The 13,715-nt window shown below is 71.8% G+C and carries 14 protein-coding genes and 1 pseudogene; 8 read left to right on the top strand and 7 right to left on the bottom strand.

The genetic code is table 11. From position 1 onward, the window contains the following. Positions 1 to 13 precede the first annotated feature (13 nt). The 6 genes and pseudogenes from ASC60_RS11170 to ASC60_RS42745 all read left to right on the top strand — a co-directional run. A complete protein-coding gene (locus tag ASC60_RS11170) occupies positions 14 to 988 on the top strand; it encodes a chlorinating enzyme (protein WP_055549472.1) in 975 nt (324 codons plus the stop codon). Positions 989 to 1,107: 119 nt separating this feature from the next. Next, the gene (locus tag ASC60_RS11165) at positions 1,108 to 1,839 is read left to right on the top strand and encodes a thioesterase II family protein (protein ID WP_055549470.1); all 732 of its coding nucleotides are present in this window, start codon (positions 1,108 to 1,110) and stop codon (positions 1,837 to 1,839) included. 32 nt (positions 1,840 to 1,871) lie between these two features. After that, positions 1,872 to 2,813 (top strand): carbohydrate ABC transporter permease, encoded by a 942-nt coding sequence (locus tag ASC60_RS11160; protein ID WP_055549468.1) that lies wholly within the window; start codon positions 1,872 to 1,874, stop codon positions 2,811 to 2,813. Further along, positions 2,810 to 3,664: a carbohydrate ABC transporter permease gene (locus ASC60_RS11155; protein ID WP_055549466.1), complete on the top strand. Its 855-nt coding sequence runs from the start codon at positions 2,810 to 2,812 to the stop codon at positions 3,662 to 3,664. Before ASC60_RS11160 ends, ASC60_RS11155 begins: the two co-directional genes overlap by 4 nt. Further along, positions 3,664 to 4,938 carry an ABC transporter substrate-binding protein gene (locus ASC60_RS11150; RefSeq protein WP_079038316.1) on the top strand — a complete coding sequence of 425 codons (1,275 nt, stop codon included), beginning with the start codon at positions 3,664 to 3,666 and terminating at the stop codon, positions 4,936 to 4,938. Before ASC60_RS11155 ends, ASC60_RS11150 begins: the two co-directional genes overlap by 1 nt. Positions 4,939 to 5,120: 182 nt before the next feature. Beyond that, a pseudogene (locus tag ASC60_RS42745) lies at positions 5,121 to 5,357 on the top strand (glycosyl transferase); the annotation flags it as partial. A 79-nt stretch (positions 5,358 to 5,436) separates the two neighbouring features. Here the strand turns inward: ASC60_RS42745 and ASC60_RS11140 are convergent. The 3 genes from ASC60_RS11140 to ASC60_RS11130 are packed head-to-tail and all read right to left on the bottom strand — an operon-like array spanning position 5,437 to position 8,572. Beyond that, a complete protein-coding gene (locus ASC60_RS11140; protein WP_055549463.1) occupies positions 5,437 to 7,215 on the bottom strand; it encodes an FtsX-like permease family protein in 1,779 nt (592 codons plus the stop codon). Positions 7,216 to 7,217: 2 nt separating this feature from the next. Next, positions 7,218 to 8,033 (bottom strand): ABC transporter ATP-binding protein, encoded by an 816-nt coding sequence (locus tag ASC60_RS11135; protein ID WP_055549461.1) that lies wholly within the window; start codon positions 8,031 to 8,033, stop codon positions 7,218 to 7,220. Next, positions 8,030 to 8,572 (bottom strand): PadR family transcriptional regulator, encoded by a 543-nt coding sequence (locus tag ASC60_RS11130; RefSeq protein WP_055549459.1) that lies wholly within the window; start codon positions 8,570 to 8,572, stop codon positions 8,030 to 8,032. The genes ASC60_RS11135 and ASC60_RS11130 overlap by 4 nt, the downstream gene beginning before the upstream one ends. 399 nt (positions 8,573 to 8,971) lie before the next feature. Here ASC60_RS11130 and ASC60_RS11125 point away from each other — a divergent pair, with 399 nt between their 5' ends. Next, positions 8,972 to 10,192, top strand: coding sequence for a S8 family peptidase (locus ASC60_RS11125; protein ID WP_055549457.1), 1,221 nt, complete (start codon positions 8,972 to 8,974; stop codon positions 10,190 to 10,192). Between the two features lie 123 nt (positions 10,193 to 10,315). Further along, complete coding sequence (locus ASC60_RS11120) at positions 10,316 to 10,465, top strand: hypothetical protein (protein WP_199830923.1); 150 nt, start codon at positions 10,316 to 10,318, stop codon at positions 10,463 to 10,465. A 1-nt stretch (position 10,466) separates the two neighbouring features. On the opposite strand, the gene ASC60_RS11115 is transcribed toward ASC60_RS11120, so the two are convergent. The 4 genes from ASC60_RS11115 to ASC60_RS11100 all read right to left on the bottom strand — a co-directional run bounded on the left by ASC60_RS11115 (position 10,467) and on the right by ASC60_RS11100 (position 13,691). Continuing rightward, a complete protein-coding gene (locus tag ASC60_RS11115; protein ID WP_159043235.1) occupies positions 10,467 to 11,066 on the bottom strand; it encodes a Uma2 family endonuclease in 600 nt (199 codons plus the stop codon). A gap of 126 nt (positions 11,067 to 11,192) precedes the next feature. Then, positions 11,193 to 11,945, bottom strand: coding sequence for a sirohydrochlorin chelatase (locus ASC60_RS11110; RefSeq protein WP_055549453.1), 753 nt, complete (start codon positions 11,943 to 11,945; stop codon positions 11,193 to 11,195). 20 nt (positions 11,946 to 11,965) lie between these two features. Continuing rightward, entirely contained in the window at positions 11,966 to 12,889 is a 924-nt protein-coding gene (locus tag ASC60_RS11105) for an ABC transporter permease (RefSeq protein ID WP_055549451.1), read from the bottom strand. Further along, the gene (locus tag ASC60_RS11100; RefSeq protein ID WP_055549449.1) at positions 12,876 to 13,691 is read right to left on the bottom strand and encodes an ABC transporter ATP-binding protein; all 816 of its coding nucleotides are present in this window, start codon (positions 13,689 to 13,691) and stop codon (positions 12,876 to 12,878) included. Before ASC60_RS11100 ends, ASC60_RS11105 begins: the two co-directional genes overlap by 14 nt. Between the last annotated feature and the right edge of the window lie 24 nt (positions 13,692 to 13,715).

Genomic DNA, 13,715 nt, shown 5'->3' with positions numbered 1-13,715 from the left:
AAGGAGAGTTGCCATGACCACAGTGAGCGAGCAGGCCGACTTCACCTTCAGCCCCGAAGAGGTGGACCGGTTCGAGCGGGACGGCTACATCGGCCCGGTCAAGATCTTCGAGCCGGAGGAGATGACCCGCCGCTGGAACACCATCCGGCGCCAGCTCCTCGACCGCTCCCTGGCCATCTACCCGGACAGCAACGGCAAGGCCAACATCTCCAACTACGACCGCCACCTGGACATCGACCTGCTGTCCGAGCACATCATGCGGCCCGAGATCGTCGACCGTGTGGCGTCCCTCATCGGCCCCAACCTGCTGTGCTGGCGCAGCGAGTTCTTCCCCAAGTACCAGGGCGACGAGGGCACCGACTGGCACCAGGCCGCCACCTTCGCCCACGCCACCGGCAAGCCGCAGATCATCTGGCCGTCCGACGAGGGCCGCCCCGCCTTCATCGGCACCATCACGGTGTGGACCGCGTTCACCCACTCCACTGAAGCGAACGGCTGCCTGCAGCTGATGCCGGGCACCCACACGACGATGAACTACGACGAGTCCGGGGGAATGGAGTACGACGCGGACGCCATCAACCAGCGCGAGAAGGACGGCATCAAGCGCGGCTTCTTCGGCTACGACTACCGGACCCTGCAGAAGGACCCCAACTGGAAGCCGGACGAGTCCAAGGCCTTCCCGATGGTCCTCAAGCCGGGCGAGGCCGTCATCTTCTGGTCGAACACCATGCACGCCTCGCTGCCGCACACCGGCAGCAAGACGGACTACCGCATGGGCTTCGCCGCCCGCTACGTGCCCACCCAGGTGCAGGTCTACCCCGGCACCGAGGGCCTGACCGAGTACGGCGACGGCATCCACCTCGAAAAGTACGGCGCGGTCCTGGCCTCCGGGGTCGACGAGTACAAGCACAACCGGATGGCCCGCACCAGCCGGCGCGGCTACGAGTTCGTACCGCGCCAGGTCCCCGGCCTGCCGTCCGCCGGCTGACCTCGTCCGGCACCACGGCGGGGCGGCCCCGGGCCGCCCCGCCGTGCCCCTTCCCGCATCCGCGGTGCTCGCCGCGACGGTCCGCAGGAGGTACGTATGACGGTCCGCAGGAGGTACCCATGACGCCCCGCCCCCTCATCATGCTGCACCACGCGGGCGGCTCCGCCGCCGTCTTCGACCGGCTCGCCGAGGCCCTGCCGGACGGCATCCAGCCGCTGCCGCTGGAGCTGCCCGGGCGCGGCAAGCGGTGGCGCGAGGCGCCCGTCACCACCATCGAGGACGCGGTCGAGGACCTGCTGCGGGCGGTCTCCGGACACCGCGAGGACATCGCCGTCTTCGGCCACAGCGTGGGCGCCTACCTGGGCCTCTGTCTGACGGCCCGGCTCGCGGAGACCGGCGGGCCGCGCTGCTCCGCCCTCATCGTTTCCGCCAACGCGGGTCCGGTGAGCGCCGAACCGCCCTGCGAGGGCTCTCCGTTGCTCACCACCGACGAGGAGATCTTCGCCATCGCCGAGAGGTCCGGCGGCACGATCTCCCCGCAGATCCGCGACCACCCCGTGCTGCGGGAGCGCACCGCGGCCCTGCTGCGCGCCGACTTCTCGCTCGGCGACTCGTTTCTGCGCAAGCGCCGGGCCACCACCGTGGGCACCGATCTCGTGGTGTGCTGCGGAGCCGATGACGTCTTCACCGACGCCCAGCTGGACAGCTGGCGCCACAGCACGACCGGGCGGGCGGAGATCACGCCCCGCCTCCCCGGCGGCCACTTCTACCTCGAACAGCCCGCCCAGGCCGCCGCGTTGGCCGGGACCATCGCCCGTACGCTGCTGGGACCGGCCGACCGCACTCCTTGACGCGCGCCGCGCACCGTCCGCAGGATGACGGCGTGACACCCACGACCGCGACGGCGCGGTCCGACAAGCCTCCGGCCCGCGGGCCGGACGGCGGCGGCGCCCCCGCCGCGCGGCGGAGGCCGGGAGCCGGCCACGGCGCGTGGTTCCTGGTGCTGCCCGCGCTCCTGCCGATCCTGCTGCTGAGCGTCGGCCCGCTGCTGTACGGGATCGGGCTGGCCTTCACCGACGCCCAGTCCGGCCGGACCGAGCCGACCCAGTGGACCGGGCTGCTCAACTTCCAGGACCTCGCCCGCGACACGCTCTTCTGGGAGTCGTTCCGGATCGGCCTGGTGTGGGCGGTCGCGGTGACCGTGCCGCAGTTCGTGCTGGCCCTGGGGCTGGCGCTGCTGCTGGCGCAGAACCTCCGCTTCCGCTGGCTGGCGCGGGCCCTGGCGATCGTGCCGTGGGCGATGCCCGAGGTCGTCGTCGGCATCATGTGGCGGCTCGTCTACCACCCCGACGCGGGGCTGCTGAACGACACGCTGGGCACCGACCGGGACTGGCTCGGCAGCCTCACCACCGCCCTGCCCGCCGTGATCGTCGTCGGCGTCTGGGCTCGGCTGCCGCAGGTGGCGGTCACGCTGCTGGCCGCGCTGGGAGGCGTACCGCGGGAGCTGCACGAGGCCGCGGCGATGGACGGCGCGGGCGCCTGGCGGCGCTTCCGCACCGTCACCTGGCCCGCCATCCGGCCCGTGGCGCTCGCGATCAGCGCGCTCAGCCTCATCTGGAACGTCAACTCCTTCGCGCTGGTCTACGTCCTGACCGGCGGCGGGCCCGGTGGGCGCACCCGGCTGCCGATGCTCTTCGCGTACGAGGAGGCGTTCCGCTACGGGCAGTTCGGGTATGCGGCCGCCATGGGATGTGTGCTGGTCGCGGTCGTCTCCGTGCTCCTCGCGCTCTTCCTCGTCGGCCGGCTCAGGGGGGACGACGCGTGAACCGGGCCGCCGCGCCGCGCGGGCGCCGGGCCGCTCGCGCCGGGCAGTACCTCGCCCTGCTGGGCTATCTCGTCTTCCTCGCGTTCCCGCTGCTGTGGCTGCTGTCCACCGCGTTCAAGCCGCCGCGCGAGCTGATGAGCCCGGACCCCGGCTGGATCCCCGGCCATCCGACACTGGACAACTTCCGCCAGGCGTTCGACGAGCAGCCGCTGCTGCGGGCCGCCGCGAACAGCCTGACCGCCTCCGTCGCCGCCGCGGCCATCACCGTCGTCATCGCGACCCCGATGGCGTACGTCATGGCCCGGCACCACCGCTCCCCGCTGTCCCGGGCGGCCACCGGCTGGGTCGTGGTCAGCCAGGCGTTCCCCTTCGTCCTGGTGATCATCCCGCTGTTCCTCGTGCTGAAGAACCTGTACCTGATCAACTCCCTGTCCGGCCTGATCATGGTGTACGTGGTGTGGTCCTTGCCGTTCGCCCTGTGGATGCTCGCGGGATACGCCCGGGCCGTGCCCAGGGAGTTGGAGGAGGCCGCGGCCGTGGACGGGGCGGGACGGCTGCGCATCCTGGTGTCCGTCACCATGCCGCTGCTGGCGCCCGGCCTCGTGGCCACCGCCCTCTTCGCCTTCATCACCGCGTGGAACGAGTTCTTCTTCGCGCTGGTGCTGCTCAAGACGCCGCAGAAGCAGACCATGCCGGTCGTCCTCACCCACTTCATCGGCGCGGAAGGCGTCGCCGACCTCGGGCCGCTGGCCGCCGCCTCGCTGCTCGCCACCCTGCCCTCGCTGGTCCTGTTCGCCGTCATCCAGCGGCGGATCACCAGCGGGACCCTGGCCGGGGCGGTGAAGTCCTGATGCGCCGCCGCACGCTGCTGACCGGCGCCTCCGCCGCCTCCGCCGCCCTGCTGTCCGGATGCGCCCCCGCCCGGCGCCGCGCCCGCGGGGGAGAGGTGGTGCTCCGCTTCCAGTCGCTGGCCTGGCAGAAGGAGTCCGTCGAGGCCAACAAGCGCCTGGTGGCGGAGTGGAACGCGGCCCACCCCGGCATCAGGGTGGACTACGTCCAGGGCAGCTGGGACGGTGTCCACGACCAGCTCCTCACCTCCTTCGAGGGCGGCGAGGCACCCGACATCATCCACGACGCCGCCGACGACCTCGCCGACTTCGCGTACGGCGGCTACCTCGCCGATCTGCGGGGGCTCTTGCCGGACCGCCTGACGGCCGACATCCCGGCCCACAGCTGGGCCACCACCACCTTCGGCGACGGCGTCCACGGCGTGCCGTTCCTCCAGGAACCGCGCGTGATCATCGCCAACCGGAAGCTGCTGGAGCGGGCACGGGTGCGCATCCCGACCGTGCGCGACCCCTGGAGCTGGGCGGAGTTCGAGGACGCGGCGCGAGCGCTCACCCGGGACGGGACGTACGGTGTCGCCTGGCCGCTCAAGGAACCCGTCGCCGCGACCCTGGGCCTCGCCCTCTCCACCGGCGGCCGGATCTTCCACCGGGGCGCCGACGGCAAGGTCACGGTCCGCTTCGACGCCGCCGACCAGCGCGTCCCGCGCGCCATCGCCCGAACGGCGGCCAAGTCCACGCTCGGCATGGGCGGTTCGGACACCCTCCCCGGCTTCTTCGGCGGAAAGTACGCCATGGTGCCGCTCGGCTTCTCCTACCGCCAGCAGATCGTCCAGCAGGCCCCCGAGGGCTTCGCCTGGACGGTGCTGCCCGCGCCCGCCGGGCCCGGCGGCGACCAGCGCCAGGGCGTCAGCCCGCAGACCCTGTCCATCGCCGAGGACAGCCCGTACCGGCGGGAGGCGGTCCGCTTCCTCGACTTCTTCCTGCGCCCGCGCAACATGGCCCGGCTCGCGCTCGGCGACTGGATGCTGCCGACCGGCACCGGGGCGCTGCGCGACCGGGCGCTGCGCACACCCGAGCACGGCTGGGCGACCGGCACGGCGCTGGCCGGCCAACTGCGCCCGGCCCCCGCCCTGTCGGTGCGCGGCTATCCGGAGTGGAAGGACAAGGTGGCCACGCCCGCGCTGCAGGAGTACTACAGCGGAGCCATAGGAAGGGAAAGCCTGAGAAAAAGATTGATCAAGGACGGAGGGCTGGTGCTCGCTCGATACCAGCGCTAGGGCGTGTTTCGAAAGCCCCGCCTGCCCCGCGACGCCTGGCACGCACGTTCGCTGCGTTGTCGGGATCGTCCGAGTAGGCCCACTACGAGGACGACCCTCCGCCTTGCGATCGCACGCACCAGACGCCGCGGGGCCCGCCCTCCGGGCGGCCGGCGCTACTTTCGAAACACGCCCTAGGCGGGAAGGTCGCCGCGACCGGCGCCGAGCCCAGGACGTACGAGACGGTCCTCCTCCGCGACGAGATACCCGAAGGCGCCGAACTCATCGACTACGTCGAGCCGTTCCTGACCGAAGCCATCCAGGCGCTCCCGCAGCACCTGACGGCGCACGAGGGCGACGAGCCGGACCTGATCCTCCACGACCTCACGGCCTACCCGGCGCACATCCTCGCCCACCGCTGGGTGCCGCAGCCCAGTGTCCCGCGGCAGGCCGACGCCTTCGTCGCCCACGCGGGCGCGGGCGGCAGCCAGGAGGGAGCGCGCCCTGGTGAAGGGGCCATCAGACGGGCTCGACGCCCAGGCCGTGCCCAACCGGGCTGCGGGTGTGGGCCCACGCGGGCAGTGCGGTCAGCACAGCGACGGCGAGCAGGATGGCGAGCGCGGTGGCGAGCAGCCAGGTTCCCGGGGGCGTGACCTGGGTGCCGAAGAGCCAGTACAGGCCGAGACCGGCCGGGATGCCCACCGCGATCCCGGGTGCGGCGGGCAGGAGCCCGGCGACACAGAGCGCGGTGACGACCTGGCCGGGTGTGGCGCCGAGCGTGCGGGCGACGGACAGGGCGCGTCGGGCCTGTACGGCGGTGCTCAGACCGAGGAGCACGGTGTTGAGCGTGGACATCGCCACGAGCACGAGCGTGACGGCGAGCAGCACCCGGCCGGTCTGGTCGGCCCGTACTTCGATGGGGCCGAAGTGGGTGAAGTCGGGCCGCGCGGCGAGTTCGGTGTGCCAGGTGAGCAGGGCGGTGACCATGAGCGTGGTGGCGGCCGAGCCCGCACCGGCCAGGACGGCGCGGCCGGGCCGGCGTGCGAGCAGCCGGATACCGAGCAGGAGTGAGGCGGGCAGATACGCCGTTACGGCATTGAGGCGGGGGTGCCGCGTGGGCAGATGTGCCGGGTCGGTCAGGGCGTTGACGGTACTGGTGCGGGCCGCGCGCAGGGCGGGGCGGAGCGCGCCCGTCACCGCGACGATGACGGCGAGGAGGACCGCGGCGAAGACGGATCCGAAGTCCGGGGGGCCGACGGTGTTGAGCAGCCCGGCGCTGGGGTCGACCAGGTGGGGCGCGGCAAGCGTCCCGGCGGTCAGGCCGATCGCGGTGGCCAGGAGGGCGAGCAGGAGGTACTGCGCGAGCAGGGCGGCGGTGACGGTGGCGGGTCCGGCGCCGACGGCCTTGAGCAGTGCGGCCCGCCGGTTGTCCCGGGCGGCGCGTGCTGTCGCGAGTGCGGCGAGGGTGACGATCGCGGCGACGGCGAGGAGCCAGCCGCCGACGACCAGGGCGGGCTGGATGCTCCTGATCATGGCCTTGTCGGTCTGGAGGACGTCCTGCCAGTCGTGGGTGTTGACCCAGCCGTCGGTCTCGCTCCAGCCGGCGAACGTGGTGTTCATCCAGTGCTGCGTCGCGGTGGGATCGTCCAGCTTCAGATAGATCAGGTGGACTCCGGGGTCGTCGCCTGCCGCCTTGCGGGTGTCTGCGCTGGTGAGCCACATCCTGCCGCCGAAGTCGGACGTCCCGGGTCCCTGCGCGTCGTCGCTCCACGGATACACCGAGGTGGCCGTGCTGATCGCGGTTCCGACCACCGGATAGTCGCGTCCGCTGACGGTGACGTGGTCACCGACGCTCACGCCGAGTGCTTTCGCGAAGCCGCGTTCGAGCACCGCACCGCCGGGCCGTACCCAGGTGCCGGAGGTCACCAGCGGCTGGTCCACCGCGGCGTCCTGAGAGGTGTCGCGCCCTTCGACCGCGGTGTGCGCGCTCTTGCCGTAGGCCTTGAGGTACGTGTCGAACGCGAAGACGGGCTCGGCCTGTTCGGCCACGCCGGGAGCGTCCGCGAGGCGTGCGGCCACGCCGGATGGATCGGCGGCCGTCGTGGTGGCGATGATGTCGGGCCCCGCGGTGGCCGCGCGCGTCTTCTCGTACCCGTTGTCGACGGCGTTGCCGGTCGCAAGGCCGAGGATCAGGCTCGTGCTTGCGACGGTGACGGCGAGCAGGAAGACGAGGGCCTCGCCGGGGCGGCGGCGTAGGTCCCGCAGCACCAGGCGCCCTATCAACAGCAGGCGTCCCACGGTCAGTTCTCCCAGTTCAGCAGGGCGCCGAGCCGTGCGGTGCCGGTGTCGCTCCCCAGGGCTGTGTCGTCGGCCAGTGCGCCGTCGCGCAGGGAGACGACGCGGTCGGCGGTGGCGGCGACGCGTTCGTCGTGGGTGACCATGACCAGGGTCTGGCCCGCGGCGCGCAGGTCGTCGAAGAGCCGGAGGACATCCTGGGTCGCGGCGCTGTCGAGGTTTCCGGTGGGCTCGTCGGCGAGGACGATCAGCGGCTTGTTGACCAGGGCGCGTGCGATGGCGATCCGCTGCCGCTGCCCGCCGGACAGCTGTGAGGGCAGATGCCGGGCCCGGTCGGCGAGTCCGACCTGGTCGAGGAGTTCGGCGGCGCGGTGGCGGGCGGCGCGGGGCGAGGCTTTGGAAAGCAGCGCGGGCAGTTCGACGTTCTCCGCCGCGGTCAGCTCGTCGACCAGATGGTAGGCCTGGAAGACGAACCCGAGGGAGCGGCGCCGCAGCCGGGCGAGCGCCCGCTCGCCGAGGTCATCGATGCGCTGCCCGCCGAGCCACACCTCGCCCTCGGTCGGCCGGTCGAGGCCGCCGAGCAGCTGGAGCAGCGTGGACTTGCCGCAGCCGCTGGGCCCCATCACGGCGAGCAGCTGCCCGGCAGGGACATCGAGGCCGACCCCGTCGACGGCCCATATCGCGCTCTCGTCCTCGCCGTACACACGCGCCAGGCCGACCGCGCGCAGCACCGGCCCGGCCTCCGCACCGGGCCGGCCCGCTCCCGCGCTGTCGTCCGTACCGCGCCGTCGCGGCCGGCCCCGCTGACCGTTTCTCGTCATCCGTTTCCCCTGTCTTTCCCACGCGGCGTACGGCCGCACCAGGCCCGCTCGCACGCCTCCAACCAGCGCAGATCGGCCTGCAACCGGAGCGCGACGCCCTCCAGAAGCAGCCCGGCCTCCGAATCCGTGCCGTGAACCAGGGCGGCGCGCTGGGCCTCGGCGAGGCTGCTCATCAGTTCCCGCCGACGCGCGTTCACGAGCGCGAGCGGATCGGCCGTGCCGGATTCGCGGGCGGCCACCAGCTTCAGATGGACCTCCGTCACATCCGCCCGTGGACCGATGCTCTCGGCCATCCACGCGGCCACCCGCTCGTGCCCGGCCGCGGTCGGGGCGAACACCTTGCGTCTCGGGCCGCGCACCGCCGCTTCCTCGCGTACTTGGACGACCAGGCCCGCTTTTTCGAGCCGGGTGAGCGTGACATAGACCTGCCCCGCGTTCAGCGCCTCCCCGAGCGGCCCGAGTGCCGCCGTCAGGCGTCTGCGCAGGTCGTAACCGTGCGACGGCTCCTTGACCAACAGCGCCAGCACCACGTCCTGCACCGATTCCCCCTCCCCGACGACCCCAATAGATAGCGGTTAACTAAAACGGGCGTCAAACCACGCGCACCGGCCGCGGCCCCACCGCGCCCGGCACCAAGGATCTCGACGGCACGTTCCGTACCTCGACTGCTCACACCCGGAACACGCCGATGCCGCCGCACCGGGCGCCCGGGCCCTCGCCGGTCCAAGTCGCGCACCAGTAACGGGACTTGTCATGATCGTCCCGAGAAGACGTTGCATATGTCACACATGGGCCAGGATCTTGAATTGCCCGGTTCCATCCGTCAGGGTTTCGTCTCAGCCCGGAGTGATCCGAACACGCTCCGGCGCCGGCGCGCCCGCGTGAGCGATCACCGAGCGCGCGATCCCCCCACAACCGCACGAGGAGGATCCCTCGTCATGGCAGTACACAAGCAGCGCAACGCGCGTCGACTCACCCTGGCGATAGCCGCGGCGGGTGCCGTCACCGCCGGTGCCTTCGTGGCCGTCCCGGCCGGCGCCGCCACCGCGAAACCCGCCGAGGGCACCGTCTACGGCACCCAGGCCAAGAACGCCGTCGACGGCAGCTACATCGTCATGCTCAAGGGCGGAAAGACCGTCAAGGCCGCGGCCCAGGGCAAGGACCTGGCCCAGGAATACGGCGGCAGGCTCCGCCGCGCTTACGACTCCGCCGTCAACGGCTTCTCCGCGGACGGCCTCAGCGAGACCGAGGCCAAGCGGCTGGCCGCCGACCCGTCGGTGGCCAAGGTCGTCCAGAATCACCGCTACTCCATCAAGGCCACCCAGGAGAACCCGCCGTCCTGGGGCCTGGACCGGCTCGATCAGGAAGACACCAAGGGCGACAAGAAGTACACCTACCCGGACGGCGCGGGTGAGGGTGTCACCGCGTACGTCATCGACACCGGGGTCCGCGCCTCCCACAAGGACTTCGACGGCCGCGTCACCTCCGGCTTCGACGCCGTCGACAACGACGACGACGCCGACGACGGCAACGGCCACGGCACCCATGTCGCGGGCACCATCGCCGGTACCGAGCACGGCGTCGCCAAGAAGGCCGAGGTCGTGGCGGTGAGAGTCCTGGACGACCAGGGCTCGGGCACCACCGAACAGGTGGTGTCCGGCATCGACTGGGTCACCAAGAACCACAAGGGCCCGTCCGTGGCCAACATGAGCCTCGGCGGCACCGCCGACGAGGCCCTGGACGCGGCCGTGCAGAAGGCCATCGACTCCGGTGTCACCTTCGCCGTCGCGGCCGGCAACGAGTCCGCCGACGCCGGCCAGAGCTCGCCCGCCCGGGTCAAGGACGCGATCACCGTCGCCTCCAGCACCGACGCCGACGAGCAGTCCGACTTCTCCAACTTCGGCAAGGTCGTCGACCTCTACGCCCCCGGCTCGGACATCACCTCCGACTGGAACACCGGGGACGACGCCACCAACACCATCTCCGGTACGTCGATGGCCACCCCGCACGTCGTGGGCGCCGCCGCCGTCTACCTGAGCGGCCACCAGGACGCCAAACCGGCCGACGTGGCGAAGGCGCTCACCGAAGGCGCCACCGCCGACAAGATCTCCAACCCGAGCGAGGGCACCCCGAACAAGCTGCTGAAGATCGTCAAGTAGGACACACATTGACACCTGGCCGCCGCGCTCACCCCACTGGGCGCGGCGGCTGCTTCAGCGCGGTAGTGGGAGCAACTGGCGCAAGCCTTGAACCCGTTGTCCTGCGGTGCGAGTGTCGCGAGCGTGAACAGCACGGACGGATACGCGTGGGCGGCGGTCGAGGACGCGCCGGTGAGGGAACTTCTCCCGGGCATCCGGCTGCGCCGCCTGCGGACCGATGAGAACGGCGCGAAGACCCACGTCCTGGAAATGGACCCCGTCCCCGAAGGGTGACTCAGCCCTCAAGGCCACCGAGCAGCGCGGCAACATCCAGGTCGACGGTGAACTCCCCGGCGACCTGGACGGACTCCGTGCCGGTGACCGTGGTGACTTCGCGGTACGCATCGCCCTCCAGCTCATGCACGACCACACGCACATCGGGCTCCAGCTCCACTCGCCAGAAGGCGGGCACCTTGGCCTGGGCGTAGAGCGCCGGCTTGAGGATGCGGTCGGCGGAGCGGTTCCACGGAGACACGATCTCCACCAGCAGGAGTACCGCCTCCAGTGGCACGGCCAACGTTCCCCGCTGGACGGCGGAGCGGTCGACGACGGCGATGTCGGGGATGAACAGTCTGGATTCCCCCGTCACATTCACCGCCTCGGCGGCGAGGAACGGAGCACCGGACCGGTCCAAGGCTGCGGTGATCTGGTTGCTCAGCCTGAGGGACACGATCTGGTGGTCCCAGCTGGGAGCGGGGGACATCATGAGGGCACCGTCCACAAGTTCAAAGCGGGCGCGTGCCGGGTGTTCCGGAAACGCGAGGACATCCTCGACCGTCCAGGGGCCTTCGTGATCGTCGACGCGCATTTCAGGTGCGCTCATGACCGCCACCACCGCCTCCTCGTGTTTCCTTGGCTCCAGCATGGCACGCAGCTCGTACAAGTGCCGAGACTTCCAGCGTGAGCCGAGCGCCCAGCGGATCCGGCCGCCGAAGACACTGAAGAGGCTGACCCGGCGCGCTCAGGCCGTCAGCAGAACCCGCCGCGCCACCCGGGCCTCGTCGTAGCGGGCCAGCAGCAGCCGGGCCAGCTCGGGGGCCGGACCGAGGACGCCGGCCAGGACGTCCGCGCCCGCCGCCTCGGCGCCGTGGGCGATGCGGTCGGGGAGGCGGCCGGGGGCGATGACGTACGGGGCCACGGCCACCCGTTCGGCGCCCTCGGCGCGCAGGGCGCGCACCGCGTCCTCGGTGCGGGGGAGGGAGGCGGAGGCGAACGCGGGTCGCACGGCGCACCATCCGGTGTGCCGCCACTCCCGCGCGATTTCAGCGATCACCGCGATCGCCTCCGGGTCGGTGGAGCCCGCCGAGGCCAGGACGACGCCGGTCCGGTGCCGGTCGGCCGGGCGCAGCCCGGCCTCGTACAGACGGTGTTCCAGGGCCTCCACGAGCAGCGGGGAGGGTCCCAGGACACCGGCCTGGCGGACGGTCAGGCGGGGGTGGCGGGCCGTGGCCTCGCGCAGGACCGCCGGGATGTCGGCCTTCGCGTGGAAGGCGCGGGTGAGCAGGAGGGGGAGGGCGACCACCTCGTCGGTCCCCGCCGCGGCGAGCCGGTCCAGGACCTGGCCCACCCGGGGCGCGTTGAACTCCAGGAAGGACGCTTCGACGCGCAGCCCCGGCCGCAGCGACCGCACGCGCGCGCACAGCGCGCCGACGGTCGCCGCGTGGCGCGGATCGCGGCTGCCGTGGGCGACGACGAGGAGGGTCGGGGCAGACATGGTGGTTTCCGTGGTTTCCTTCAGCGGGCGTTCGGCGCCAGGCCGCGGCTGCGCAGGACGCGGCGCTCGATGGGGGCGAAGACCAGCAGTTCGATGGCGATGCCGACGACGAGGATCATGATGATGCCGAGCAGCACGCTCGCCATGTCGGAGTTGTTGCGCGCGTTCTCCAGGTACTGGCCCAGCCCCAGGCCCAGGTCGGGGGACTTGGCGATGATCTCGGCGGCCATCAGCGAGCGCCAGGAGAAGGCCCAGCCCTGCTTGAGCCCGGCGACGTAGCCGGGCAGCGACGCGGGCAGCAGGATGTGCCAGGCGCTGACCAGGCCGCGGGCGCCGAGGGTGCGGCCGGCGCGCAGGAACAGCGGGGGCACCCGGTCGATGCCCGCGACGAGGCCGTTGGCGATCGAGGGCACGGCGCCGAGCAGGATGACGGTGTACATCATCTGGTCGTTGAGGCCGAGCCAGATGACCGCGGGCGGCACCCAGGCGACCGAGGGCAGCGACTGCAGTCCGGAGAGGATCGGGCCGAAGGCGGCGCGGACGAAGTTCACCCGGGCGACGATCAGCCCCAGCGGGGTGGCGATCGCGAGCGCGATGAGGAAGCCGAAGAGGCCGCGCGAGACGCTGGTCCAGATGATGTCGAACAGCTCGCCCCGCAGCCACAGCAGGCGCAGCGAGTCCCACACCAGGCTGGGGTCGGGGAGTTTGTAGTCCTCGGTGACGTGTCCCCAGACGAGCACCTTCCACAGGGCCACCACCGCGATGACGGCCACGATGGGCGGCAGCACCTTCTGGATGAGCACCTGGGTCACCGGGACCCGCTTGATCTGGACCGTTTCCAGTGCGTCGAGCCCGGCCTCCAGGCCCTCCAGGTCCTCGGCGGACTTCTTCGCGCCGTCGGTATTCGGGGCCGTGTCGGCCGCGGCGGTCCTACTGCTGGCCATGGCGGCGGATCTCCCCACGCAGTTCTTCGGTGATCTCGATGGACAGGTCGGCGACGGCCGCGTCCTCGATGCGGCGCGGCTGCGGTATGTCGACCGACCAGTCGCGGACGACCCGGCCGGGGCGCGAGGACAGCAGCACCACGCGCTCGGCCAGCCGGACGGCCTCGCGGACGTTGTGGGTGACGAACAGGACCGAGACGCCGGTCTCGCTCCAGATCCGGGTCAGTTCGCCGTGCAGCACATCGCGGGTGATGGCGTCGAGCGCGGCGAACGGCTCGTCCATCAGCAGCACGCTGGAGTCCTGGGCCAGCGCGCGGGCCATCGCCACGCGCTGCCGCATACCACCGGACAGCTCGTGCACCCGCTTGCCGTGCGCGCCCTTCAGCCGCACCAGCTCCAGCAGCCGCTCGGCCTCCGGCCTGCGGTCGGCGCGGGGTACGCCGCGCAGCCGCAGCGCCAGTTCGATGTTCTTGCCCGCGGTCAGCCACGGGAACAGCGCGTGCTCCTGGAACATCAGGGCCGGGCGGCTGCCGGGCACCTCGATGGTTCCGCCGGTCGGGCGGTCCAGGCCGGCGATGAGGTTCAGCAGCGTCGACTTGCCGCAGCCGGAGGCCCCCAGGATGCAGACGAACTCGCCGGGCTTGATCTCCAGGTTGATGTCGTCGAGGACGGGCTGGGCGGCGCCGGGGCGGCCGAAGGACTTGTGGACGTGGCCGATCCGGACCGCTCCGGTGGAGTCGGCGGCGCCGGGCGCGGCCGGGCCCGCCAGGTCGGCCTTCTCGGTGGTCAGTGCCGGGGACATCCGGTCACCTCCTGATGGGGGCGT

The sequence above is a fragment of the Streptomyces sp. NBRC 110028 genome, assembly GCF_001417735.1.
GTDB lineage: Bacteria > Actinomycetota > Actinomycetes > Streptomycetales > Streptomycetaceae > Streptomyces.
The sequence above is the reverse complement of the archived record's forward strand: the minus strand, read 5'-3'. Positions and strand labels throughout refer to the sequence as shown.